The 25,211-nt window shown below is 68.0% G+C and carries 20 protein-coding genes (1 of these 20 only partly in view); 11 read left to right on the forward strand and 9 right to left on the reverse strand.

Translation table 11 applies throughout. From position 1 onward, the window contains the following. Both PPZ50_RS15910 and PPZ50_RS15915 read left to right on the forward strand, forming a co-directional pair. On the forward strand, window positions 1-625 hold the end of the coding sequence (locus PPZ50_RS15910; RefSeq protein WP_272815486.1) for an L-serine ammonia-lyase. It extends 728 nt beyond the left edge of the window; the window shows 625 of its 1,353 coding nt (coding positions 729-1,353); its start codon lies beyond the left edge, outside the window; it ends in the stop codon at window positions 623-625. Window positions 626-636: 11 nt separating this feature from the next. Continuing rightward, window positions 637-2,622: a M3 family metallopeptidase gene (locus tag PPZ50_RS15915; RefSeq protein ID WP_272815487.1), complete on the forward strand. Its 1,986-nt coding sequence runs from the start codon at window positions 637-639 to the stop codon at window positions 2,620-2,622. A 302-nt stretch (window positions 2,623-2,924) separates the two neighbouring features. Here the strand turns inward: PPZ50_RS15915 and PPZ50_RS15920 are convergent, their stop codons facing one another. Continuing rightward, entirely contained in the window at window positions 2,925-3,695 is a 771-nt protein-coding gene (locus PPZ50_RS15920; RefSeq protein WP_272815488.1) for a bifunctional transcriptional activator/DNA repair enzyme AdaA, read from the reverse strand. Window positions 3,696-3,757: 62 nt separating this feature from the next. On the opposite strand from PPZ50_RS15920, the gene ogt reads away from it, so the two are divergent. Then, window positions 3,758-4,324, forward strand: a complete 567-nt coding sequence (gene ogt / locus PPZ50_RS15925; protein WP_272815489.1) for a methylated-DNA--[protein]-cysteine S-methyltransferase — start codon at window positions 3,758-3,760, stop codon at window positions 4,322-4,324. A gap of 244 nt (window positions 4,325-4,568) precedes the next feature. Here the strand turns inward: ogt and PPZ50_RS15930 are convergent, their stop codons facing one another. Together PPZ50_RS15930 and uxaC are read right to left on the reverse strand one after the other, a co-directional pair. Then, the gene (locus tag PPZ50_RS15930) at window positions 4,569-5,984 is read right to left on the reverse strand and encodes a mannitol dehydrogenase family protein (RefSeq protein WP_066690938.1); all 1,416 of its coding nucleotides are present in this window, start codon (window positions 5,982-5,984) and stop codon (window positions 4,569-4,571) included. Further along, window positions 5,981-7,390: a glucuronate isomerase gene (gene uxaC / locus PPZ50_RS15935; protein ID WP_066690940.1), complete on the reverse strand. Its 1,410-nt coding sequence runs from the start codon at window positions 7,388-7,390 to the stop codon at window positions 5,981-5,983. Before uxaC ends, PPZ50_RS15930 begins: the two co-directional genes overlap by 4 nt. 64 nt (window positions 7,391-7,454) lie before the next feature. Between uxaC and PPZ50_RS15940 the strand changes: the two genes are divergently transcribed. Together PPZ50_RS15940 and PPZ50_RS15945 are read left to right on the forward strand one after the other, a co-directional pair. Then, window positions 7,455-8,948 carry a UxaA family hydrolase gene (locus PPZ50_RS15940; RefSeq protein WP_066690942.1) on the forward strand — a complete coding sequence of 498 codons (1,494 nt, stop codon included), beginning with the start codon at window positions 7,455-7,457 and terminating at the stop codon, window positions 8,946-8,948. A gap of 40 nt (window positions 8,949-8,988) precedes the next feature. After that, window positions 8,989-9,537: a hypothetical protein gene (locus tag PPZ50_RS15945; RefSeq protein ID WP_126014296.1), complete on the forward strand. Its 549-nt coding sequence runs from the start codon at window positions 8,989-8,991 to the stop codon at window positions 9,535-9,537. Here the strand turns inward: PPZ50_RS15945 and PPZ50_RS15950 are convergent. The 3 genes from PPZ50_RS15950 to PPZ50_RS15960 all read right to left on the reverse strand — a co-directional run bounded on the left by PPZ50_RS15950 (window position 9,521) and on the right by PPZ50_RS15960 (window position 14,297). Further along, a complete protein-coding gene (locus PPZ50_RS15950; protein WP_066690948.1) occupies window positions 9,521-10,045 on the reverse strand; it encodes a gamma carbonic anhydrase family protein in 525 nt (174 codons plus the stop codon). The genes PPZ50_RS15945 and PPZ50_RS15950 overlap by 17 nt on opposite strands. Window positions 10,046-10,058: 13 nt before the next feature. Next, window positions 10,059-11,219: a histidine-type phosphatase gene (locus PPZ50_RS15955; RefSeq protein WP_126014298.1), complete on the reverse strand. Its 1,161-nt coding sequence runs from the start codon at window positions 11,217-11,219 to the stop codon at window positions 10,059-10,061. A 267-nt stretch (window positions 11,220-11,486) separates the two neighbouring features. Beyond that, on the reverse strand, window positions 11,487-14,297 hold the full coding sequence (locus tag PPZ50_RS15960) for a TonB-dependent receptor (protein ID WP_066690498.1): 2,811 nt from the start codon (window positions 14,295-14,297) through the stop codon (window positions 11,487-11,489). Window positions 14,298-14,511: 214 nt separating this feature from the next. Between PPZ50_RS15960 and PPZ50_RS15965 the strand changes: the two genes are divergently transcribed. Further along, window positions 14,512-15,267 carry a DeoR/GlpR family DNA-binding transcription regulator gene (locus PPZ50_RS15965; RefSeq protein WP_272815490.1) on the forward strand — a complete coding sequence of 252 codons (756 nt, stop codon included), beginning with the start codon at window positions 14,512-14,514 and terminating at the stop codon, window positions 15,265-15,267. Further along, on the forward strand, window positions 15,264-16,076 hold the full coding sequence (locus tag PPZ50_RS15970; RefSeq protein WP_198158547.1) for an endonuclease/exonuclease/phosphatase family protein: 813 nt from the start codon (window positions 15,264-15,266) through the stop codon (window positions 16,074-16,076). The genes PPZ50_RS15965 and PPZ50_RS15970 overlap by 4 nt, the downstream gene beginning before the upstream one ends. Before the next feature lie 62 nt (window positions 16,077-16,138). Here the strand turns inward: PPZ50_RS15970 and PPZ50_RS15975 are convergent, their stop codons facing one another. The 3 genes from PPZ50_RS15975 to glmU all read right to left on the reverse strand — a co-directional run bounded on the left by PPZ50_RS15975 (window position 16,139) and on the right by glmU (window position 20,890). Next, window positions 16,139-17,407, reverse strand: a complete 1,269-nt coding sequence (locus tag PPZ50_RS15975; RefSeq protein ID WP_066690489.1) for a PQQ-dependent sugar dehydrogenase — start codon at window positions 17,405-17,407, stop codon at window positions 16,139-16,141. Window positions 17,408-17,677: 270 nt separating this feature from the next. Then, complete coding sequence (gene glmS, locus PPZ50_RS15980) at window positions 17,678-19,501, reverse strand: glutamine--fructose-6-phosphate transaminase (isomerizing) (RefSeq protein ID WP_066690486.1); 1,824 nt, start codon at window positions 19,499-19,501, stop codon at window positions 17,678-17,680. Between the two features lie 30 nt (window positions 19,502-19,531). Continuing rightward, window positions 19,532-20,890 (reverse strand): bifunctional UDP-N-acetylglucosamine diphosphorylase/glucosamine-1-phosphate N-acetyltransferase GlmU, encoded by a 1,359-nt coding sequence (glmU, locus tag PPZ50_RS15985; RefSeq protein ID WP_066690484.1) that lies wholly within the window; start codon window positions 20,888-20,890, stop codon window positions 19,532-19,534. A 63-nt stretch (window positions 20,891-20,953) separates the two neighbouring features. Between glmU and PPZ50_RS15990 the strand changes: the two genes are divergently transcribed. From PPZ50_RS15990 to wecC, 4 genes are all read left to right on the forward strand, one after another. Beyond that, a complete protein-coding gene (locus PPZ50_RS15990) occupies window positions 20,954-21,628 on the forward strand; it encodes an HAD-IA family hydrolase (RefSeq protein ID WP_066690502.1) in 675 nt (224 codons plus the stop codon). Between the two features lie 25 nt (window positions 21,629-21,653). Further along, window positions 21,654-22,439, forward strand: a complete 786-nt coding sequence (locus PPZ50_RS15995) for an SDR family NAD(P)-dependent oxidoreductase (protein WP_066690480.1) — start codon at window positions 21,654-21,656, stop codon at window positions 22,437-22,439. A gap of 218 nt (window positions 22,440-22,657) precedes the next feature. Beyond that, a complete protein-coding gene (wecB, locus tag PPZ50_RS16000; RefSeq protein ID WP_066690477.1) occupies window positions 22,658-23,782 on the forward strand; it encodes a non-hydrolyzing UDP-N-acetylglucosamine 2-epimerase in 1,125 nt (374 codons plus the stop codon). Continuing rightward, on the forward strand, window positions 23,775-25,028 hold the full coding sequence (gene wecC / locus PPZ50_RS16005) for a UDP-N-acetyl-D-mannosamine dehydrogenase (protein ID WP_066690467.1): 1,254 nt from the start codon (window positions 23,775-23,777) through the stop codon (window positions 25,026-25,028). The genes wecB and wecC overlap by 8 nt, the downstream gene beginning before the upstream one ends. Window positions 25,029-25,211: the final 183 nt, after the last annotated feature.

Here is a 25,211-nt window from a genome sequence, read left to right on the forward strand (position 1 = left end):
GCTGCTGGAGCGTGGCCCGCGTACCGATCCCAGCGTCGTGTTCGAATGGGTCAGCCTGTGGGCGCTGGCGGTGAACGAGGAGAATGCAGCGGGCGGGCGCGTGGTCACCGCCCCGACCAACGGCGCGGCGGGGGTGATCCCGGCGGTGCTCAAATATTACGAGACCTTCGTCCATGGATCGACGCGGGCGGGGGCGCAGGCACTGCTGATGACCGCTGCTGCCATCGGCTTTCTCTACAAGCAGAACGCGTCGATCTCGGCGGCCGAGATGGGGTGCCAGGGCGAGGTCGGCGTCGCCTGTTCGATGGCGGCCGCAGGGCTTGCCGCAGCGCTGGGCGCGACGCCGGCGCAGGTGGAGAATGCCGCCGAGATCGGCATGGAACACAACCTCGGCCTCACCTGCGACCCGATCGGCGGGCTGGTGCAGATCCCCTGTATCGAGCGCAACACGATGGGCGCGATCAAGGCGATCAACGCCGCCTATCTGGCGCTGCACGGCGACGGCCGCCACATCGTCAGCCTCGACCAGGTCATCGAAACGATGCGCCAGACGGGCGAGGACATGAAAAGCCAGTATAAGGAAACCAGCCAGGGCGGCCTGGCGGTCAACGTCGTCGAATGCTGAAGGAACCCGGATTGTCTGCACTGCCCGATTTCGCCGCGATCACGCCCGACACGATCGCCCCGACGCTCGACGCCCTGCTGGCCGAGCGCGATGCAGCGGCCGACGCCGCCAAGGCCGCCAATCCGAGCTTTGCCGCCACCTGGTTGCCGGTTGAGCAGGCCGATGTGGCGCTCGACAATTTCTGGTCGAGCGTGTGGCACCTGCATGCGGTCGCCGACACGCCGGAGCTGCGCGCGGCGCATGCGGCGGGACAGGCGGTGCTGACCGAGCGGGGCATCGCCGCACAGCAGGACCGGGCGATGTTCGACACGCTGCGGTCGCTGGCGGTGACGCCGGACTTCGCCCAGCTGGACGACGCCGACCGGGTCGCGGTCGAACGGTCGATCCGCGACCGGACGCTGGCCGGGGTCGCGCTGGACGACACCGCGCGCGAGCGGTTCAAGGAAGTCGCGACCGAGCTGTCGGCATTGCAGACCGCATTCGCCAGCGCGGTGCTGGACGCGACCGATGCGTGGACGCTGCACGTGACCGACGAGGCGCGGCTGGCCGGGCTGTCGGAGGCGGACCGGGCGATGATGGCGGCGGCGGCCGAGGCGCGGGGGCTGACCGGATGGGTCGTGACGCTGCAACAGCCGAGCGTCGTCGCGGTGCTGACCTTTGCCGAGGATCGGAGCTTACGCGCCGAGGTCTATCGCGCCTATGGCACGCGGGCGTCGGATCAGGGACCCGATGCGGGCAAGTTCGACAATGGTCCGCGCATCCGCCGCATCCTCGAGTTGCGGCACGAAGCGGCGCGGCTGCTGGGCTTTCCCGATCCGGTCGCACGGTCGCTCAGCACCAAGATGGCGCCGGACGTGGGCGAGGTGCTGGCGTTCCTTCGCGACCTGGCGCAGCGGGCGCGGCCGCATGCCGAGGCGGAGATTGCCGAACTGCGTGCCTTTGCCGCCGAGCATCTGGGGATCGACGACCTGCAACCCTGGGATATCGGCTTTGTCGGCGACCGGTTGAAGCGCCATGCCCATGCGATCGACCAGTCGGTGGTGAACCAGTATTTCCCGGTCGACCGGGTGCTGGCCGGATGGCGCGCGTTGCTGGGGCAGCTGTTCGGGCTGACGCTGACCGAGCGGCCCGACGTCACGACCTACCACCCCGATGCGCGCTATTACGACGTGGCGGACGAGGACGGCGTGTTCGCCGGGCTGTACCTCGACCTGCATGCGCGACCGGGCAAGAAGGGCGGCGCTTGGATGGCCCCTGCCCGCCCCTATCTGACCGATGCCAGCCTGCCGGTCGCGTACATGGTCTGCAACTTCGCGCCGACCGGCGGGGCCACGCCGCTGCTGAGCCATGACGACGTGACGACGTTGCTGCACGAGACGGGGCATTGCCTGCACCACCTGTTCACCCGTGTGCCGCGCCCGGACATTGCCGGCACGACCGGGTTCGAATGGGATGCGGTGGAGCTGCCGAGCCAGTTGATGGAGGACTTCGCATGGGAGCCCTCCGTGCTGGCCGCCATGTCGGGCCATGTCGAGACGGGCGAGCCGTTGCCGCGCGACCTGTTCGAGCGGATGCTGGCGGCGCGGCGGTTCCAGTCGGGCATGTTCCTGGTCCGGCAGATCGAGTTCGCGATGTTCGACCTGTTGCTGCATCTGGGCACCCAGGGCGACGACCCGATGGCGGTGATCGAGGCGGTGCGCGACGAAGTGGCGGTGGTGCGGCCGCCAGCGTGGCACCGTTTCCCCAACAGCTTCGCCCATATCTTCGCCGGGGGCTATGCAGCGGGCTATTACAGCTACCTTTGGGCGGAGTTGCTGGCGGCGGACGGCTTTGCTGCGTTCGTCGAGGCCGGGACCGTGGACCGGGCGACCGGCGACCGGCTGCGCGAGACGGTGCTGAGCCAAGGGGCGGTGCGGCCGGCGATCGAGCTGTTCCGCGCGTTCCGGGGGCGCGATCCCGATCCGGCGGCGATGCTGGCGCGGCATGGGCTGGTGTGAGGCGGAAGTTGACGAAGGTTGCGGGATTCGAATGTTTGCGCGAGCCTGTCGGCATTGACCACCAAGTCATAGTGAATTGATTTAGCTTGTTTTTTCCGGTGACCGAAGGTGGCGCGGTGTCACCTTTGCCGGCGGAAGTTTGCACGATGTCGCGTTCGGCGTGGCTTTGCGACAGGCGGAGAAGCGGGACCCCGGATCAAGTCCGGGGTGACGCATTCTGCCGGGCTTTGCGGTAGCGAGCGATCACGATGGGAAAGAGCGGTCGCCATCCTGACCGCCCGTCACCGTGTAGGAAAGGCGTTTCACCCGCCCGCGAACACCGCGCGTTTTGCGGCGGCGATGGCGCGGCCCAGCGCGGGGAGCGGCACGTCGGTCAGGGTGATGCGCAGGGTGCGGTCACCGGCCGGCGTGACCTCTGCGTGGCCCTCGGGCAGGGCGATCTCCACGGGGCCGCCGGGGTTGAAATCCGGGCGATGGGCGATGGTGACCGTGATCGGTGCAGCGGGATCTGGCAGCGTCCCTTCGCGGCGGAGGGCGGAAGGCGCACGGCCGAAGGCCGCCTGGAACGCCTCGTTGAAGCGGCGGACGCTGCCATAGCCGGCGGCGAAGGCGATGTCGGTCAGCGGCAGGCGGGTATCGTGGACGAGATGCTTGGCGAGGTGCAGCCGCCGCGTCGCCTCGATCGCGAGCGGGGTGAGACCCAGATGTTCGACGAACAGCCGGCGCAGATGGCGGTCGGTCATCCCCAGCCGCTCGGCAAGCATCGCGACGCCGCCCTCCGCCAGTGCCCCGTCGTCGATCAGGCGCAGCGCGCGGTGGATCGAAGCGAGCGTGCCGGCCCAGGCCGGGCTGTCGGGTGCGGTTTCGGGGCGACAGCGCAGGCAGGGGCGATAGCCCGCCGCCTGCGCCGCCGCCGCGCTGGCGTGGAAGGTGACGTTGGCGCGGTCGGGCGTGCGCGCCGGACATACCGGGCGGCAATAGATGCGGGTGGTGTGCACCGCAGTGAAGAACAGCCCGTCCATCGCCGGGTCGCGCCGCCGGATCGCGGCATAGCATTGGTCGGGGTCGAGCATGGGTGTGACCTTATCGACGGCACGGCTTGCGACTAGCGAAAATCGGACATGGGCGTGGCGTCATGTCCGTTTTCCGCTGGCAGTCGATCCGGTGCGCAGCCAGACTGCCGGGCATGATGACGCTGTATCAAGAACTGCTCCCCAGCCCGGTGGGGACGATCACCATCCTGACCGATGGCGACGGGGTGCTGCGCGTGCTGGAATTCGAGGATTTCGGTGCGCGGATGGAGCGGCTGTTGCGGCTGCACTACGGGCCGGGCGGCTGGCAGGTCGTGCCGGCGACACGGACCAGCGACGCGATGCGGGCGATGACCGCCTATTTCGCGGGCGACGTAACGGCGATCGACGGGCTGCCGACCGCGACCGGGGGAACCGCGTTCCAGCGTTCGGTGTGGGCTGCGCTGCGCTCTGTCGAGGCGGGAAGGACGGTCGCCTATGCCGACATCGCCGCCGCGATCGATCGGCCGGGCGCGGTGCGGGCCGTGGGCCTCGCCAACGGATCGAACCCGATCGCGATCGTCGTGCCGTGCCACCGGATCATCGGTCGGTCGGGGGCGCTGACCGGCTATGGCGGCGGACTGGAGCGCAAGCGGTGGTTGCTGGCGCATGAGGGGGTCGGGTTGGTTTAATTTGGTTCACGCGAAGGCGCGAGGAAGGGAAGAGTGATGTTTCGCGCAGAGGCGCAGAGGACGCAGAGGGGTTGCGTCCCGCGCGGTCGGTGCGCGACCGGAAGACCGTAGCGCCCTTTACAACGGGAAATGAAGCCGCTGGCGCGGATGAGGCTGCATCAAGCACAACCTCTCCGCGCCCTCTGCGCCTCTGCGCGACAATCTACCTTCCCTTCTTCGCGCCCTTCGCGTGAACCAATCTTCTTTAGACCAACGCCGCGCTCACATCTCCACCCGGTGCCAACAAGGCATAGGCCCTCTCGACCGCCGCGACGAACTCCGCGTCCTCGCCCAGGTCGCCAATAACATCGCGCATTGTCAGCAACGCCGCTGGCTCCCCTGCCCGCGCCAGCAGCGCATCGGCGCGGGGGTCGACGAGTTTTTCGCCGCTGGCCTTGCGTCGTTCGAGGAAGCGGAACCATGCGGCGATCGGCACCGCCAGCCGCTCGACCGAACGCCCGGCCGCCCGCGCGTCGCGGATCGTGTCGCATAGCCGATAGGGCAGCTTTTGCGATCCGTCCCACGCGATCTGCGCCAGCTGGTGCGCGATCGCCGGGTTGGCGAAGCGCGCCAACACCGCATCGATATAGGCCGACAGGTCCATTTCGGCAGGCGGCGTGATCGACGGCGCGATATCCTGCCGCATCAGCCGTTCGGCGAACGCCGCGAGCGGGGCGCAGGCCATCGCGTCGCGCACCGTCGTCAGGCCCAACAGGATGCCGAGATAGGCGAGCGACGAATGCGCGCCGTTCAGCAGGCGGAGCTTGGCGTTTTCGAACCCGCGCACATCGCGGGTGAATTTTGCGCCGGCAAGATCGAAGGGCGGGCGGTCGCCGGCGAAATCGTCCTCGATCACCCATTGCGCAAAGCCTTCGCGCTGGATCGGCCATGCATCCTCCAGCCCGGTGGCGGCAAGGACCGATGCCCTGAGGGCGTCGTCGGTGGCAGGCGTGATCGAATCGACCATGGTCGAGGGGAAGCGGACGTTGTCGTCGATCCACCTCGCCAGATCGGGATCGCGCGCGGCGGCGAGATCGCGGACCGAGCGGCGGAAGCGATGGCCGTTGTCCGCGAGATTGTCGCACGACAGCAGCGTGATCGCGCCGCCGCCCGCCGCCCGGCGCGCCGCCAAGCCGGCGACCAGCCAGCCGGACAGGGTCGACGGCTCCGCGCCGGTTAGTTCGCGGACGATGGCGGGATGCTCCATGTCGAGGGCGCCGCTGCAGTCGAGGTGATAGCCCTTCTCCGTCACGGTGGTCGTCACCATCCGCGTGGACGCCGCGGCGATGCGCGACAGGATCGCGTCGCGGCGCTGCGCCGTCAACAATTCGGTGATCGAGCCGATGACGCGGTGCCGCGTCTCCGCGCCTAGCAACGCCAGCGTATAGAGGCCGTCCTGCGGCGCCAGCGCATCGGCGACCCCGGTCGAGTTGAGCGCGACCGCGCTGATCGCCCAGCGCGGGTCCCGCCGCAAGATGCTGTCCACATAGGCCGCCTGATGCGCGCGATGGAACGCGCCGGGGCCGATATGGACGATGCCCGGCGTCAGCGCGCTCCGGTCGTAATCGGGGCGGGCTATGGCGGCCGGCAGATGGCCAAGCGTCGCGTCGGACAGCCTCACAGCTTGTACGCCTGCTTGACGAGGCCATAGGCCAGGTCGTGGGCGACGGCGTGCGCATCCTCCTCGTCCAGCCGATGTTCGGCCACCAGTCGGGCGAGGAAGGCGCAATCGACGCGGCGGGCGACGTCGTGGCGCGCCGGGATCGACAGGAAGGCGCGGGTATCGTCGTTGAACCCGACGGTGTTGTAGAAGCCGGCCGTCTCGGTCGTCATCTCGCGGAAGCGGCGCATCCCCTCCGGCGAATCGTGGAACCACCATGCCGGGCCGAGCTTCAGGCAGGGATAATGGCCCGCCAGCGGCGCCAGTTCGCGGGCATAGGTCGATTCATCGAGCGTGAAGAGGATGACGGTCAGTTCGGTCGAGGTGCCGACGACGTCGAGCATCGGCTTCAACGCCGCGACATAATCGGTGCGGGTCGGGATGTCGGCGCCCTTGTCGCGACCATAGGCGTCGAACAGGCCGCGATTGTGGTTGCGGAACGATCCGGGGTGAAGCTGCATCACCAGCCCGTCATCGATCGACATGCGCGCCATTTCGGTCAGCATCTGCGCGCGGAACAGTTCGGCATCGGTCGCATCCGCCGCGCCTGCGACGACCTTGGCGAACAGGGCTTCGGCCTCGGCGGGCGAGAGGTTGGCGGTACGCGCGGTCGGATGGCCATGGTCGGTCGAGGTGGCGCCGGCGGCGATGAAGTCCTGCCGCCGTTTGCGGTGGGCGTTCAGATAGCCGGTCCAGTTATGGACGTCCTCCCCCGTCAGTTCGGCGAATGTGGCGAGCGCTCCGCGAAAGGCTTCGTGTTCGCAGTCGATCACCGCATCGGGGCGATAGGCGGTGACGACCCGCCCGCCCCAGCCGCTTTCCCGTATCGCGCGGTGATGGTCGAGCGGGTCGTCGGCGCCTTCCGTCGTCGCGATCAGTTCGATGCCGAACCGGTCGAACAGCGCGCGCGGGCGATAGGCGTCGGTCGCGAGCAGTTCGCCGATCCGGTCGTAATAGTCGTCGGCATTGGCGGCGGTCAGTGCTTCGGTGAACCCGAAGACCGCGCCGAACACATGGTCGAGCCACAGCCGCGACGGGGTGCCGCGGAACAGATGCTGGTGGGCGGCGAACACCCGCCATGCCTTGCGCGGATCGGCGACGATCGTCCCGTCGCGACGCGGGACGGCGAGGTCGTCGAGCGCGATCCCCTGGCTGTAGAGCATGCGGAACAGATAATGGTCGGGCGACAGCAGCAGCTCGGTCGCGTTGGTCCATGGGCGGTTCGTCGCGAACCAGGCCGGGTCGGTATGGCCGTGCGGGCTGACGATCGGCAGGTCGCGGACGGCGGCATAGAGGCTGCGGACGATGCCGCGCGTCGTCGGATCGGCCGGGAACAGGCGGTCGGGGTTCAGCAGCAGCGCGGGCATTTCAGTCTCCTTGCGCCTTCGATGCGACATTGTGCCAGCGCTGGCAACGGTCTATTTAGCCGCAATGGCTGACCCAAATCCTGCCCGCGCCGTCCGGGTCGATCGCGACGACGACGTCGCCCTGCTGCTCGATCCGGTGGCGGCGGGGGGCGCGGTGCGGTTCGACGATGCGACCGTGGTGGCGCGGGAGGACATTGCCCAGGGGCACAAGATCGCGGTGCGGGCGGTGGCTGCGGGCGCTCCGGTGCGGCGCTATCGCGCGGCGTTCGGGGTGGCGACGCGGGACATTGCGGCGGGCGAGCATGTCCATGTCCACAATGTCCGGACGGCGCTGTCGGGCGAGGATGCCTATCGCTACGTCCCTGCCCTGCCGCCCCAGGCCGAACGTCGCGCGGAGCCGGGCTTTGCCGGCTATGTCCGTGCCGATGGCAGCGTGGGTACGCGCAACGAAATCTGGGTGCTGCCGACGGTCGGCTGTGTCGGGCGGCTGGGCGAGCGGATCGCAGGCTTGGCGGGGCCGCGCCATACCGGGCGGGTCGACGGGGTGCATGCGTTCAACCATCCGTTCGGCTGTTCGCAGCTGGGCGACGACCTGAACCGGACGGGCGCGATCCTCGCGGCGCTGGCGTGCAATCCCAATGCCGGGGGCGTGGTGCTGCTCGGCCTCGGGTGTGAATCGAACCAGCTGGATGCGATGCTCGCGCGACTGCCCGCCGATGTACTGGCGCGGGTGCGGACGGTGCGGGCGCAGGCGAGCGCCGACGAGTTTGCCGAAGCGATGGCGGCGGTCGACGAACTGGCCGAAGCGGCGACGGCGAAGCGGGTGCCGGTGCCGCTGTCGGCGCTGCGGCTGGGCGTGAAGTGCGGCGGGTCCGATTCGATGTCGGGGCTGACCGCCAACCCGCTAATCGGGCGGATGACCGACCGGGTGGCGGCGGCGGGCGGCACGGTGCTGATGACCGAAATCCCCGAGATTTTCGGGGCGGAACGGCTGCTGATGGCGCGCTGTGCCGATGAAGCCGTGTTCGACCGGCTGGTCGAGGTGACCAACCGGTTCAAGCGCTATTTCCTCGACCATGGCGAGCCGGTGTCGGAGAATCCCAGCCCCGGCAATATCGCGGGCGGGATCACCACGCTGGAGGAAAAGTCGCTGGGCGCGGTACAGAAGGGCGGCGTGGCGACCGTCACCGACGTGCTCGACTATGGCGAGCCGGTGCGGAAGGCCGGGCTGTCGGTGGTCGATGGGCCGGGCAACGATGCGGTGTCGACGACCGCGCTGGCGGCGGCGGGGGCGACGATCACGCTGTTTTCGACCGGGCGGGGCACGCCGCTGGGGTCGCCGGTGCCGACGATGAAGATCGCGACCAATCGTGATCTGGCGACGCGCAAGGGGGGGTGGATCGATTTCGACGCCAGCATCGCGCTGGACGAAGGGCAGGATGCGGCGGCGGATGCGTTGCTGGCGCGGATCGTGGCGGTGGCGTCGGGCGAGCCGGCGCGGAACGAGGCAAACGAGGAACGCGCGATTGGGATTTGGAAGTCGGGGGTTACGCTGTAGGCGGCTTGCCCGCCCAGCATCGCTGGCCCACTATTGCGCCATGTCGCGCCGCTGCCTGCCCCTGATCGCGCTGCCGGTCCTGTTTCTGGCCGGCTGTGACCCACCAGCGAAGCGCTATTCCGACGCCGAAATGAATTTTTTCGATGCTGCACTACCGGGCATGACCCCAGAATGCCGCAATAAGATGCAATTTGGCGGCATTGGCGCGATGCCTCAGGATACCGACGAGTGTTACAAGACGTCCTTGCCCCGACGCTGGCAGGGACTGTGGCGCAATTCGTTTGAAAGCCACGTGTTCTGCGAGACGCCAGCGACGCGATGCCAGATCGAACCGGATGCCGATCCGCAGCCGGTCTATACTTGGATCGAGTTCAAGGACCCCATTGATCCGCGCGTGAAGCAAGCGGCAGAGGGATTGTACCGGATCGATTTCATCGGTCGCAGGACCGTCATTCCCGGCAATTACGGCCATTTCGGGCTGGCTCGACATGCCATCGTTGTGGACCGGGTGTTGTTCATCGACCGGCAGGACCGACCGGCAACGTCCGAACCGACGTCAGACCGGCGAACGATCAACCAAGTGCAGTAAGTCCGTCGCGATACCGCTTCGCCTTCCCAACATACACCGCCGCCGACATCCGCAACCCGGCGAGTTGCTCGTCGGTCAGCGTCTTGACCGCGCGTGCCGGGGCGCCGACGATCAAGCTCTTGGGCGGAAAACTCTTGCCCTCGGTCACCAGCGCCCCTGCCCCGACCACGCAATCCTCGCCGATCACCGCGTGGTTCAGCACCGTTGCTCCCATGCCGATCAGCACGCGGTCGCCGATGGTGCAGCCGTGGAGCACCGCGCGGTGGCCGATGGTGCAGTCTTCGCCCAGCGTCAGCGGCGCGCCGGGGTCGCTGTGGAGGACTGCGCCGTCCTGCACGTTGCTGCGCGCGCCGATGACGATCGCGCCATTGTCGGCGCGGACCACGGCGCCGAACCAGATGCTGGCCCCCGCCCCCAGCCGCACCGCGCCGATCAGGTCGGCGGACGGCGCGACCCAGCTGTCGGAGGCAAGGTCGGGAGTGGCGTCGGCGAGGGCGTAGATCGGCATGGCGCGGAGGCTATCATCCCGCGACGACGGGGGCGAGTTTCGCGCGCAACAATTTGTCGAACCGGTCGAGCGGGCAGCGCTTCGCACAGCCGGGGATGGAGATCGGGCGATCGATCACCTTCGCAGTCCCCTTACGGATCGCGTCGAGCGGCTGCACCCGGTAGGAGACGGTGACATACGGTCCCCGCGCGTCCCACCTGCGGGTCAGCACGAGTGCGCCGCCGGGGGCCGCATCGTTCCGCGCGAAACCGGGCGCGTCGAGATCGACGCCGAGTGCCGCCGCCAGCGCGGTGACGTTGGTGTCGTGGCCGACCAGCACTTCGAGGCGCGGACCATTCGCGGCGGTGAGCGTCCGCAGCATATGGTCGCCGACCGGCCCGGTCTGATGCGCGGTCATATAGGGTGAGCGGGTGAAGACGTCGAACAGCGCGGCGTGGAGCGCGCCCAGCCGGCGGATCGTCGCGGCATCGGCGCGGCCGAAGCCGACGTCGCGCATCGGCATCCCCTCGGCATATTGCAGCAGGATCACCTGCGCGGTGCCCGACGTCGCGCGGATCGGCCCGGTAAAGTCGACGCCGCGTCCATCGGCGGAGGGTTTCAGCGTCGCCAGGCCCGGCGTCGAACAGCCCGCGGGCAGGCCGCAGCCGAGCACGCGGTCGAGTTCGCGGATCGTGGCGGCATGGCGGGCGGTCAGCGCGTTCACCCCGCCGGTATAGGCGGTGATCGCCGCGACGGCCTTCGTCGCGTCGAACGCGGTCGCGCCGGCGCGCAGCGGTTCGAACAGCGGGTCGGTCTTGCCCTCCGGGTTATGCTCGACAGTCAGGTTGCAGCCGGGAGCGAGCGCGTCGGCATAGGCGCGGCCGGTGGCGATGGTGCGCTCGGGCGTGTTGGTGTGGATGCGGACGGTGCCGGGCGCGGGGCAGCCGGCGCCATTCAGCCAGCGGCGGTCGTGGCGGGCGAGTTGGGCGATTGCCCGAGCACCGTGGGGGGTGAGGAATTCGGGGGCGACCGGCCATGTCGGCCACTGTCCGGCGACCTTCGTGTCGAGCGGCGCCTCCCCGGTGATCGGCGCGCGCACGCCGTGGCGCATCAGCATCACGACGCGCTCCACCCGGTCCTGCGCTGCGGCGGGTAGCGGGGTCAGCAGGGTTGCGGCGAGGAGCAGGAGGCGCATGATTCGTCCTTGTCTTCGTAAAGGGCCGTACCCCGCGCAGGCGGGGGTCCAGAGCGACAAACGGGATCGCTCTTGGCTCTGGACCCCCGCCTGCGCGGGGGTACGGTCGTTTACTTCTTCGTCACCCCGGACTTGATCCGGGGTCTCGCTGTTGCGCAACGGCGGAAGAAGAAGCGGGACCCCGGGTCAAGCCCGGGGTGACGTCAGGGGTAGGCGTCACGACGCGGCATACGGACGCGGGCGGCGACGCTGACGCCGCCCACCCCCTCACATCTTCATCGTCAGGCTGAACTGGAACACCCGGCCGGTCTTCAGATAGCCGCCGTTGCGGTCGTTGGAGATATATTTCTCCGTCTTCCCCACGGTCGCCCAATAGGTGTGCTGGTCGAGCAGGTTGCGCGCCGACACGCCGATTTCGAGATTGTCGGTGACTTCGTACGCGGCACCGAAGTTCAGCTCGCCGACCGGCTGGACATAGATGTCCGGCTGGCTGTCCTGCACCGCCGCCAGGAACTTGCCGGTATAGTTGTACCACAGGTTCGTGCGGAACCCGCCGCCGGCATAGAAGACCTCCGCATTATAGATCAGGTCCGGTGCCTGCGGCAGCGTGCTGGTGCGGGTGGTGCGCACGCCGTTCAGCGGGATGACGTAGTTCGCCTCGGTCTTCTGGTAGGTGATGTTGCCGCCCACGCCGAAATTGCCGAGGAACGCGCTGTCGACCATGTCGCCGACGGTGAAGCGGCCCGATGCCTCGACGCCCTTCGCCGTGCCGCCGCCGCCGTTGATCGGGCGGGTATAGGTGATGCCGTCGATCGTCTCGCCCGCGGTCCGGGTCGCGGTGGTGACGACGAAGTTCGACAGGTCTTTGTAATAGGCGGCAAGCTGGACGTAGCGGCCGACGCCCATCTGGACATCGACGCCCGCGTCATAGCTCCATGCCTGCACCGGCTTCAGGTCCGGGTTGGGCTGGCTGATCGCGGTGATCGCGTTGCCCCGTGCCGCGTCGCGGGTGATCCGGGTCGGGCCGGCCAGCAGGTCGAACGCCGGGCGGGCATAGCTCGAACGGGCCGAGGCGCGGACGGTCAGGTTGCCGTTCGGCTTCCACGCCGCCAGCACGCTCGGGTCGACATGGTCGTAATCGCGACCGGCATTGACGAAGCGCGCGCCGTCGCTGTCGCTCAGATAATAGCGCGCGGTGAAGCTGTTATCCTCGTACCGGATGCCCGGCATCACTTCGAGATTGCCGAAGGTCAGCGTGGCGGTGCCGTACAGCGCCTTGCGCCGTTCGCTGCCGTCGAGCAGCCCCTGGTTGATCGTCGCCTGCGCGATGACCATCGGATCGACGAACCCGCGCACCTGCGCATCGAGCTGCGCCCGCGACAGCACCTTGAGCGGGCGTGCCGGATAATAATCGAGGAAGTCCTTCAGGACATAGCCCAGATACTGGTTGATCGACGGCCCCTGCACCGTGCCGTTCTGCAGCGGCGTGAGGAAGCGATAGCGGGTATTGTCGGGGGCAAGGCTGCGGCCGTCGCGGTCCGCGTCCTCATACAGTCCGCCGACCTCGACCGACAGGAAGTCGTCGTTGGTCCAGCCGATGCTGCCCTTCAGCGTCTTCTTGGTTTCGCTGAGATAGTCATAGCCGCGCTGGACATAGAGCTGGGTCGGACGGTCGAGCGAGGAGACGAAGGCGGTCGCCCCGGCCGACAGCACCGGGCGCGGCGATTTCGGGTTGGACAGGTCGACGACGACGCCTTCGGTCGCGGCACCGGTGTTGGTCGCAGTGCCGTTATAGGCGATGCCGCGGAACGCCGCCTCGATCCGGGTCGGCTGGTCGAAGCGGCCATCGGCATAGGCGCCTTCCAGCGCGGCGGTGAAGCCATTCCAATGCGCCTTCGCGCCCAGCTGGGCCGAGAACAGTTCCTGTTCGATATCCTCGGTACGGAAATAGCTGGCCGGGTTCACGCCCTGCGGGGTGTAGACGCCCGCCGCGTTATAGGCGCGGGTGGTGCTGCCGTCGCGGCGCGTGCGCAGCGGATTGCCGCTCGACTGGCCGCTGGTCGTCTCGTTGCGCAGACCCGTCTGGTTCATCGTGTTGGTGTTGAGATATGTGGCGTAGTTTACGCGGGCGAACAGGTCGATCGCGTCGCTGCGGAAATCGAACGCGCCGGTCGCGCCGTACCGCTTGATCTTGTTGTTGTAGAAATTCCACTGCACGCCGTTGCCCGACAGCGCGTTGGGATTGTCGCGCGCGGTGCCGACGTCGAACTGCGTCGTCTGGTAATCGCTCTGCACCGCGGTCGATTCGGCCGCGTTGCCGCGCTCTTCATAATAGCCCGCGAGGTACCCGCCGAACTGGTGGTCGCTGCCGAAGCGGCGCGCGGCGTCGAGGCCGATCGCCCCGCCGAACGCTTCCTGTTCGCGGTCGAGCGCGAGGCCGGCGACCTGCCCCAGCACGCGGGCGCGGGTGAAGCTCTGGTTGAAGTCGAACGCGGTCGGAGTGCGCAGGTCGACGATGCCGGCGATGCTGTCGGCATCCTTGGCGGCGCCCGGCGTCTTGTCGGTGACGATGCCGCCGATCGCGAAGGGTGAGAAGAGGTTGAGCGAGATCGCGCGGTTGTTGCCCGAGGTCTGCGGCAGGCGCAGGCCGTCGAGGGTATAGGCGTTGTAGCTGGTGTCGAAACCGCGGATCGTCACGAACTGCGCTTCGCCGGTCGCGCTCTGGTTGCGGCCCTGGTCGCGGCTGACCGAAACGCCGGGCAGCATCTTGGCGAGGTCGGCGATGCTGGTCTGCGAATGGATCGCCACGTCGCCGGTAGTAACGATGTCGATCGTGGCGATCGCCTGCTGTTCCTCGTTCAGCGCGGTGCGCTGCCGACGGCCGTTGACGACGATGTCGTCGGTCAGCGATTCGCTGGCGGTCTGCTGCGGTTCTTCCGTCGCGGGCAGCGCGGTCGCGTCCTGCGCAAGGGCGGCGGCGGGCAGCAGCGCGCCCAGCGTCAGCGCGGCGATGCCGCTGGACAGGACGAGCGCATGGGCGCGCCGCCGGCGTGCCGGCAGCGTCGGGATCGACGACATGGATATTCCCCCTGGGACGTGTTCTGGATGATGCGGGGTTGTTCCCCGTTGGCCCGCGCCCCTAGGCGGCTGCTGTGTATATTTTATGACACTTGCCGTTCATATCCATGAATCCGCCAATATGAGCGATCCAGTTCACAAAATTTGATGGAATCCTGTTGATATCCGCATGGATCGCTTGTCTCGCGACCTGTCGGCGATATGGTGTGCGCCCATGATGAAGCGCCGCGACCGCCGCCAGGAGATCCTCGACCTGCTCGCGCAGGGGGAGCCACTGGGCATTCACATGCTGGCCGATACGCTGACCGTGTCGGACGAGACGGTGCGCCGCGAGCTGCGGCTGCTGGAGGCGGACGGGCTGGTCGAGCGCATCCATGGCGGCGCGCGGCTGGCGAAATCGGTCGAGGAAGGGCCGTTCGAGGCGCGGCTGCATCGCGATGCCGGCGCGAAGCAGCGCATCGCCGCCGCCGTCGCACAGACGGTGGCCGATGGCGACTCGCTCTATCTCGATGCCAGTTCGACCGCCTTCCATGTCGCGCAGGCTTTGAAGGGGAAGCGCGACCTGACCATCGTCACCAACGCGCTGGGCGTCGCGGCGGAATTGGGCGGGCGCTATGGCAACCGGCTGTATCTCGCCGGGGGCGAGCTGGACGAACGCTATCGCGCATTTTTCGACGCTACTGCACGGGCCTATCTGGCACAGTTCCGGCCGGCCATGGCGATCGTGTCGACCGAATCGGTCGATGTCGCGGCCGGCTTCACCGATTATCACATCGGCGAGGGCGAAGTGTGCCGCCAGATGATTGCCCAGTCGCGGCGGGTGACGATGGCGGTCGACGCATCGAAATTCGACCGGGCGAGCGTGGTCGCGGTGGCGTCGTTCGCGGAGGTCGACCGAATCGTCTCCGATCGGGAGATGGACGACGCCTATGCCGGGGTGAGTGCCGGCGTCGAATGGATCGTCGCATGATCCGCTGGCTGGCGCTGGCGCTGGCGATCGTCGTCCTGCCTGCCGATGCGCGCGACCTGCGCGTGATGAGCTTCAACGTGCGCTATCCCAACCCGGACGACGGCGCGAACCGGTGGGAGGCGCGCGCACCGATCCTGATCGACACGATCCGTAGCGCAGATCCGGACGTGATCGGCACGCAGGAATTGTACCGGCGACAGGGCGACGCGATCGTCGCTGCCCTGCCGCACTGGCGCTGGTTCGGGCGCGACCGGCATGGGGGCCATGCCGACGAGCATATGGGCATCCTCTATCGCACCGACCGGCTGCGGCTGGTGCGGCACGGCGATTTCTGGCTGTCCGCGACCCCCGACCGGGTGGGGAGTGCGAGCTGGGGCATCGATCTGCCGCGCATGGTCAGTTGGGGCGAGTTCCGGCGGGCGGACGGCCAACGCTTTGTGCTGTTCGACACCCATTTCCCGCATCGCGACGTCGATGCGGTGGCGCGGACGAGGGCGGCAGAGGTGCTGCTCGGCCGGATGCGGGGCATCGCCGGGCGGTTGCCGGTGGTGGTGACCGGCGACCTGAACGCGCAGCCCGACAGCGCGGCCTATCGGGTGTTCACCGGCGCGCTGACCGATGCGTGGCAGCAGGCGCCGAAGCGGTCCGGGCCGGTGCTGACGTTCCACGACTTCACCGGCACGCCGGACCGGCGGATCGATTATGTGTTCGTGCGCGGGTTGCGGCCGGTATCGGCGCGGGTAGCGACCGACCATCGCGGCCCGCGCTACCCGTCCGACCATTTCCCGGTGGTGGTGGATCTGCACTGAGCGGCGGACATGTGCCCTGCCCAAATTGTCACCCCGGACTTGATCCGGGGTGACGGGCGGGGTCACCCCCGCCGCCGCACCAGCCACACCGTATCGCCGGCATCGTCGACCACGAAGATCGCGCCGTCGGCCCGCGTCTGGATGCTGACCGGGCGGCCATAGACGGTGCCCTTCTTCGCATCCGCCACGAATCCGGTCAGGAACGGCTGCGGATCGCCGGTCGGGCGACCCTCGGCAAAGGGCACGGCGAGCACGTCATAGCCGCTGAAGCTCGACCGGTTCCACGATCCGTGCCGCGCGACGAACGCGGTCGGCGCGCCCTGCTTGGCAAAGGCGATGCCGAGCGCCGCCGCATGCGCGCCGACCGCGACGTCGGGCAGCAGCGTGGTGGCGAGCAGTTCGCGCTTCTCGTTGGCGTGGCGCGGGTCCTGCTTGCCGAAATAGCTGTACGGCCAGCCGTAGAAACCGCCTTCGCGCACCCCGACCAGATAGTCGGGGGCGATGTCGTCGCCGATCTCGTCGCGCTCGTTGACCGCAGTCCACAGGGTGTTGGTGCCCGGCACGAAGTCCATGCCGACCGGATTGCGCAGCCCCGACGCATAGGTCCGCTCGCGTCCCGTAGTCAGGTCGATGGCGAGGATCGCGGCGCGGCGCTTTTCCTCGTCCATACCATATTCGCCGACATTCGACGCCGACCCGACCGACACGAACAGCGTACGCCCGTCGGGGCTGAGCAGCAGGTTGCGGGTCCAGTGGTTGTTATAGCCACCGGCGGGCACGGTCGCATGGGTACGCGGCGCTGCGGTGATGCTGGTCTGGCCCGGCTGATAGGGGAAGCTGACCACCGCATCGGTATTGGCGACATACAGCCGGCCATTGGCGTACTGCATCCCGAACGGCTGGTTCAGATTCTCGCGCAGCACGAAGCGCTGTTCGGCGATCCCGTCGCGGTTCGCGTCGCGCAGCAGCGTGATGCGGTTGGCGCTGTAGCCGGTGGTCTTCGACAGCGCCTGTCCGCGCGCGACCTCCGGATCGGCGTCGAGCTTGGGCAGGGTGCGCGCTTCGGACACCAGCATGTCGCCATTGGGCAGCAGCAGCGCCTGGCGCGGATAGTCGAGCCCGCCGGCGAACTTCACGACCTCCCAGCCCCGCGGCGCGGTGGGAGCGCGGCCTTCGGGCCAGCCGATGGTGACCGGATGGTTGACCACCGATTCGGTCGCATAGGGCGGCGCGGTTTCGGTGTAGCCGGGTATCGATTTCTGCGGCGCCTGCGCGAAGGCGGCGGTCGAGAACAGGGCGAGCGTCGTCGCGCCCAGCGTGCGAAGGTTCATTGCGAGTCCCCATGTTGCCATGGGGGCGTGAACCGGGCGCGCGCCGCGCGGGTCCGTCAGCAATGAAATGATACGGGTTGGGTACGCGGAGGGTCGTTCCCGGTACGGGGAGGATACAGCTCCTCCCCATCATCTATGGGGAGGGGGACCAGCCGTCAGGCTGGTGGAGGGGCAATGGCGCGCACGCTGACGTGGCGCCTGGGGCGGCACCCCTCCACCATCCGCTGCGCGGACGGTCCCCCTCCCCGCGGTGCGGGGAGGATCTTTTCGCTATTCCACCGTCACGCTCTTCGCCAGGTTACGCGGTTGGTCGACGTCCGTCCCCTTGGCCACCGCGACATGGTACGCCAGCAGCTGCACCGGCACCGCATAGACGATCGGCGCGATCAGCGGGTGGACCTTGGGCATGGTGATCGTCGCCACCGCGCCGTCGCCCGCCGCCTGGATACCGTCATAGTCGGAGATCAGCACGACCTTGCCGCCGCGCGCCTGCACTTCCTGCATGTTGCTGACGGTCTTGTCGAACAGCGGGCCCGACGGTGCGATGACGATGACCGGCACGGACTCGTCGATCAGCGCGATCGGACCATGCTTCATCTCGCCGGCGGCATAGCCCTCGGCATGGATATAGCTGATTTCCTTGAGCTTCAGCGCCCCTTCCAGCGCCAGCGGATAATCGGTGCCGCGCCCCAGATACAGCACGTCGCGCGCGGCGGCGATGACGCCGGCCATGCCCTCGATCGCCTCGTCATAGGCGAGCGCACCGTTGATCGACGCGGGCGCTTCGGCAAGGTGGCGGACGATGCTGCGTTCCTCGGCCTCGCTCAAGCGCCCCTTCGCCTTGGCGAGGTTCGCTGCGAGTGCTGCCAGGACCGCGAGCTGGCAGGTGAACGCCTTGGTCGAGGCGACGCCGATTTCCGGCCCGGCATGGGTCGGCAGCAGCAGGTCGGCCTCGCGCGCCATGGTGCTGGTCGGCACGTTGACGACGACGGCGATGGTCTGGCCCTCGCTCTTGGCGTGGCGAAGTGCTGCCAGCGTGTCGGCGGTCTCGCCCGACTGGCTGATGAACAGGGCCAGACCGCCCTCCTCCATCACCGGCGCGCGGTAGCGGAACTCGCTGGCGACATCCAAGTCGACCGGCACGCGCGCGAATTGTTCGAACCAGTATTTGGCGACCATGCCGGCATAGAAGCTGGTGCCGCACGCGACGATGGTGACGCGCTTGATGCCCGACAGGTCGAATTCGGGGATCGGCAGCGACACGCGCCCTTCGAAGCGCTGGAGATAGCCGCGCAGCGTCTGGGCGACGACGATCGGCTGTTCGTAGATCTCCTTCTGCATGAAGTGGCGGTGATTGCCCTTGTCGATCAGCGCGCCGGTGACGCCCGACAGCGTGACCGGGCGATCGACCGGGTTGTTGTCGCGGTCGAAGATGTCGGTGCCGTCGCGGCGGCAGACGACCCAGTCGCCCTCCTCCAGATAGGCGATGCGCTGCGTCAGCGGGGCGAGCGCCAGCGCGTCGGAGCCGAGATAGACTTCGCCCTCGCCATAGCCGACGACCAATGGCGAGCCGAGCCGCGCGCCGATCAGCAGGTCGTCATGCTGGCGGAACAGGATCGCGAGCGCGAAGGCACCGTGCAGGCGCGGCAGGATCGCCTTCACCGCGTCCTGTGGCGACAGGCCGGCCTCGACCTGTTCGCTGACCAGATGGGCGACGACCTCGGTATCGGTCTCGCTGGTGAACACCCGGCCGCGCGCGGTCAGTTCCTCGCGCAGCGGCTTGAAATTCTCGATGATGCCGTTGTGGACGACCGCAACTTCGTCTGTCGCGTGCGGATGGGCGTTGTCGGTGGTCGGGCCACCATGCGTCGCCCAGCGGGTGTGGGCGATGCCGATATTGCCGGGCAGCGGATGCTCGGCCAGTTCGGCGGCAAGGTTCTTGAGCTTGCCCGACGCACGGCGACGCTCGATCGACTGCCCCTCGACCGTGGCGATGCCCGCCGAGTCATAGCCGCGATATTCGAGGCGCTTGAGCCCATCGAGCAAGCGGTCGGCGACGCTTTCGGTGCCGATGATGCCAACAATTCCACACATAGTCTTGTCTCCGGCGGGATGCCCGCTTGGTTATTTCTTGGCGGCTTTCAGGGCGGCCTGCTTGTGGCGGAACCGCTTGGCCCAGCCGGGATGGTCGGCGCGTTCGGCGCGGACCAGCGCCAGCGCGTCGGCCTCGACATCGCGAGTCACGACCGATCCGGCGGCGACCAGTGCGCCGTCGCCGATCCTGACCGGCGCGACCAGTGCGCTGTTCGATCCGATGAACGCGCCCTCGCCGATCTCGGTGCGGTATTTGAAGAAGCCGTCGTAATTGCAGGTGATCGTGCCTGCGCCGATATTGACGTTCGCGCCGACGCTGGCGTCGCCGAGATAGGTCAGGTGGTTGGCCTTGGCCCCTACCCCCAGCGTCGTGTTCTTCACCTCGACGAAATTGCCGACGCGGCTGCCCTCGCCCAGCACCGCGCCGGGGCGCAGACGCGCATAGGGGCCGACATCGGCCTTCGACGCGACGGTCGCGCCCTCCAGATGGCTGAAGGCGTGGATCGTGACGTTATCGGCAATGGTCACGCCGGGGCCGAACACGACATTGGGTTCGACCGTCACGTCGCGGCCGAGCTGCGTATCGTGCGCGAAGAACACGGTTTCGGGCGCGATCAGCGTCACGCCATCAGCCATGGCACGGGCGCGGCGCTTGGCCTGCCACGCACCTTCGACCGCCGCCAGTTCGGCGCGGCTGTTGATGCCGGCCACTTCGTCCGCTGCCGTCTCGATCACCACCGCGCCGCGTCCGTCGGCGATGGCGAGCATGACGATGTCGGGGAGGTAATATTCGCCCGCCGCATTGTCGTTGCCGACCCGTTCGAGCAGCGCCCACAGGTCGGCCGAGCGCACCGCGGTCACGCCGCTGTTGCACAGATTGACCGCGCGCTCTTCTGCCGAGGCGTCCTTATATTCGACCATCTTGGCGATGTTGCCGGCATCATCGGCGATGATCCGGCCATAAGCGGCGGCATCGGCTGGGCGGAAGCCGAGCACCGCCACCGCCGGCCGGTCGGCTTCGTCCAGCCGTGCGGTCAGCCGCGCGACGGTATCCGCCGACAGCAACGGGGTATCGCCGAAACAGACCAGCACGATGCCGTCGTGGTCGGCGAGCGTTTCCTTCGCCTGCAATGCGGCATGCGCGGTGCCCAGCTGTTCGCGCTGCCACGCGATCTCGACACCTCGGCCGGTGACCGCCTTCTCGACCTGTTCGCCGACCGCACCGACGATCACCACCCGGCGGGTGACGTTCGCGGCGGACAGGCTGTCCAGCAGATGGAACAGCATCGGCTGCCCGGCGAGCGGGTGCAGCACCTTGTGCTTCGTCGACTTCATGCGGGTGCCCTGCCCGGCGGCGAGGATCACGGCAGCGATGGGTTGTGCGCTCATGGGGGCCGTCTGTGGCACACGACCCTTGCCAATTCCATATCGCGCGCGCCAATGCCGATGATGATGACAACAATTTCATTCGATATCGTCGGCTTCGACCTCGACGGGACCTTTATCGATACCAGCGGCGACCTGACCGATGCGGTGAATCATGCTTTGGCCGATGCCGGGCGGCCGCTACTGACGCGCGAACAGGTCATTCCGATGATCGGCGGCGGGGCCAGGCACATGCTGCGGCAGGGGATGGAAGCGACCGGCGGCTGCGACGAGGCGGAACTGAACCGGCTCCACCGGCTACTGCTCGATTATTACGAAGCGAACATCGCCGTCCATTCGCGACCCTTTCCGGGCGCGATGGCGGCGCTCGACCAGTTGGATACTGATGGGGTCAAGGTCGCGATCGTCACCAACAAGCTGGAGGGGCTGGCGCTGCGGTTGCTGGACGAGCTCGACCTCACCCGCCGCTTCGGCTGCGTCATCGGTGGCGATACGCTGGGGCCGGGCAAGTCCAAGCCCAACCGCGCGCCGATCGACGCGATGATCGAACGCTGCGGCGGCGGGCGCGCCGCGTTCGTCGGCGATTCGCATTTCGATATCGATGCGGCCAGGAATGCCGAGATTCCCAGCATCGCCTGCTCGTTCGGTTTCATGATGCAGCCGGTCGCCGAGCTGGGGGCGGATGCGGTGATCGATCATTTCGACGAACTGATCCCGACGCTCGCGCGTTTGGCCCCCTGACCCCTTCCCCTTTCGAGGAACTGCCATGACCCGCCCCGTCGCTCTCATCACCGGCGCATCGTCCGGTATCGGCCTCAGCTTCGCGCATCACCTCGCGCGCACCGGCCACGACCTCGTCATCGTCGCACGGCGCGAGGACCGGCTGCGCGACCTCGCCGAACAGCTGTCGACCGAACACGGCATCGATATCGAGGTGATCGCCGCCGACCTCGCCGACCCCGACGACCTCGACGTGGTCGAGGAACGGCTGGAGGCGGGCGAGCCGATCGCGCTGTTCGTCAACAATGCCGGCTTCGCCGCGATGGGCAAGGTCGGCGAGGGCGACCGCGACGACATGACCGACATGCTGCTGCTCAACGTCGTCGCGTTCAGCCGGCTGGCCGATGCGGCGATGGCCGGCATGAAGCGCTCGGGCCGGGGCACGATCATCAATGTCGGGTCGGGCACGCTGTTCACCAAGATGCCGGCCTATGCCGGCTATGGCGCCACCAAGGCCTATGTCGCCTATTACACCCGCACGATGCAGGCGGAGGCGAAGGACGGCAACATTCGCATCCAGCTGCTGATCCCCGGCGTCACCGCGACCGATTTCCACCATGTCGCGGGCAAGAGCATCGACGATTTCCCGCCCGAGCGGGTGATGGAGCCGGACGATCTGGTCGTCGCCTCGCTGCGCGGGCTGGAGCTGGGCGAGGCGGTGTGCATCCCGTCGCTGCCGGATGTGGCGGATTGGGAAGCGCTGGAAGCGGCCGAAGCGAAGATCGCGCCCAATGCGTCGCGGAACAAGGTGGCGGACAGGTATCACGCCTGAAGCTCCTCCCCGCTCAGCGGGGAGGGGAACCATGCGCAGCATGGTAGAGGGGGGTCTCGACGCAACGCAACCGTGCCGAATGCGGACACTCCCCTCCACCATTCGCTGCGCGGACGGTCCCCCCCGGTGCCGGGGAGGAGCTTGAGCGCCACCAATTATTAAGCTCCCGCCGCTAGTTCGGCCATGGTAGCGGCCAATTCCGGTCGCGGGGGTTGCGGATGTTCAAGCGGGTGCAGCGAATCCTGGTCGTGTTCGGTACGCGGCCCGAGGCGATCAAGCTGTTCCCGCTGATCCATGCCCTTCGTGCCCATCCCGGCTTCGACACCCGCGTCGTCGTCACCGCGCAGCATCGCGAGATGCTGGACCAGGTGATGGAGTTCGCCGGGATCACCCCGGACATCGACCTGAACATCATGACCGCCGGCCAGTCATTGGACGGCCTGACCGCGCGGCTGCTCGATGCGCTGGGCCCGGTGTTCGATGCCGAACAGCCCGACCGGGTCATCGTGCAGGGTGACACCGCGACGGCGATGGTCGCCGCGCTCGCCGCTTATTACCGCAAGGTGCCCGTAGCCCATGTCGAGGCGGGTCTGCGCAGCCACGACGTCTATCATCCCTGGCCCGAAGAGGTGAACCGCAAGATCGTCGGCAGCATCGCCGACCTGCATTTCGCCCCGACGCAGACCGCCGCCGACGCGCTGCTGGCCGAGAATGTGCCGGCCGAGCGCGTCCTCGTGACCGGCAACACCGTGATCGACGCGCTGCACATGGCGCGGACACGCCTCGCCGCCGAACCGGCGCGGACGCAGGCGCTCGACGAACTGGCCGAGCGGTTCGCCGGCACGCGCGTCGTGCTGGTGACGACGCATCGCCGCGAGAATTTCGGCGGCGGCATGGAGAATATCGCCCGCGCCATCGCCCGCATCGCCGCGCGCGAAGATGTCGGCGTGATCTTCCCGGTCCATCCCAATCCGCAGGTTCGTAGCGTGATGGACGCGATCCTCGGGCACAATCCGCGCGTCGCGATGATCGCGCCGCAGGATTATCCGCATTTCGTCCGGCTGCTCGACCTGTGCCATCTGGTCCTGACCGATTCGGGCGGGGTGCAGGAGGAAGCGCCGGGCCTCGGCAAACCGGTGCTGGTGATGCGCGAGACGACCGAGCGCCCCGAGGGCGTGATGGCCGGCACCGCGAAGCTGATCGGATCGGACGAGGACCGCATCGTCGCCGAAGTGGCGACCCTGCTCGACGACCCCGCCGCCTATGCCGCGATGGCCAAGGCGCACAACCCCTTCGGAGACGGCCATGCGTCCGCCCGCATCGTGGAGACCCTCTATGCTTGAACAGCGGATCGCCGCCGCCGACACCTATGACGTGTGCGTCGTTGGCCTCGGCTATATCGGCCTGCCGACCGCCGCCGTCGTCGCCCGGTCGGGCGCGCGGGTCATCGGCATCGATGTCAGCCAGCATGTCGTCGACACCGTGGCGCGCGGTGACATCCATATCGAGGAGGCCGATCTCGACACGCTGGTGCGCGACGTCGTGCTGCTCGGCCGCCTGACCACCGCGACGACCCCGGCGCCGTCCGACATCTTCGTCATCGCCGTGCCGACGCCGTTCGGGCCGGGCCATGTGCCCGACCTCAGCTATGTCCTGAACGCCACCCGCGCGATCGCGCCGGTATTGCGCAAGGGCAATACGGTTATCCTCGAATCGACGTCGCCGGTCGGGACCACCGAACAGATCCGCGACCTGCTGGCCGAACTGCGGCCCGACCTGGCGATGCCTGGGCTGTCGGATACGCCCGACATTGCGGTCGCCTATTGCCCCGAACGGGTGCTGCCGGGGCGGATCATCCTCGAACTCGTGTCGAACGAACGCTCGATCGGCGGGATCACCCCGGCCTGTGCGGAAGCGGCGTGCGGCTTCTATCGCCGGTTCGTGGAGGGTGCCTGCACCGTCACCACCGCGCGGACGGCGGAAATGGTCAAGCTGGTGGAGAATACCAGCCGCGACGTCGCCATCGCCTTCGCCAACGAACTGTCGATCGTGTGCGACAAGATGGACCTCAACGTCTGGGACGTGATCGAGCTGGCCAACCGCCATCCGCGCGTCAACATCCTGAAGCCGGGTCCGGGCGTCGGCGGGCACTGCATCGCGGTCGACCCCTGGTTCATCGTCGATGCCGCCCCCGAACAGACCCCGCTGATCCGCACCGCGCGCGAGGTGAATGACGGCAAGGTCGACCATGTCGTCGCCCGCGCCGCCGCGATGCTCGACGCCGCTCCGCACGCCCGCGCCTCGCTGCTGGGCCTGGCGTTCAAGGCGGATATCGACGACCTGCGCGAAAGCCCGGCGGTGAAGGTCGCGGCCGAACTTATCGCGCGTTATGGCGACCGGATCGATCTGGTCGAACCGTTCGTGACCACCCTGCCCCGATCGCTCGTCGGCGGGCGGCTGGTGTCGCTGGAGGCGGGGCTGGCGAACGACATTCTGGTCGTGCTGGTCGACCATAGCGTGTTCAAGGCGGTGCCGGTCGAGGCGCGCGAGGGCAAGCAGGTGTACGATACGCGGGGGATGTGGCGGTAGGCGGAAGAGGATTCGGTTTCACGCGGAGGCGCGGAGGCGCGGAGGCGCGGAGGCGCGGAGAAGGAGATGAAGAGAGTTTTCGCGCAGAGGCGCCGAGGACGCTGAGATGTTGGGGAGCAGGCCATCTCGGCCTGTCTGGCGCAGCCTGGTTCCTGCCGGCGGCCGATGATGGAGAGCCGCTGT

This window comes from Sphingomonas hankookensis (genome assembly GCF_028551275.1).
Taxonomy (GTDB): domain Bacteria; phylum Pseudomonadota; class Alphaproteobacteria; order Sphingomonadales; family Sphingomonadaceae; genus Sphingomonas; species Sphingomonas hankookensis_A.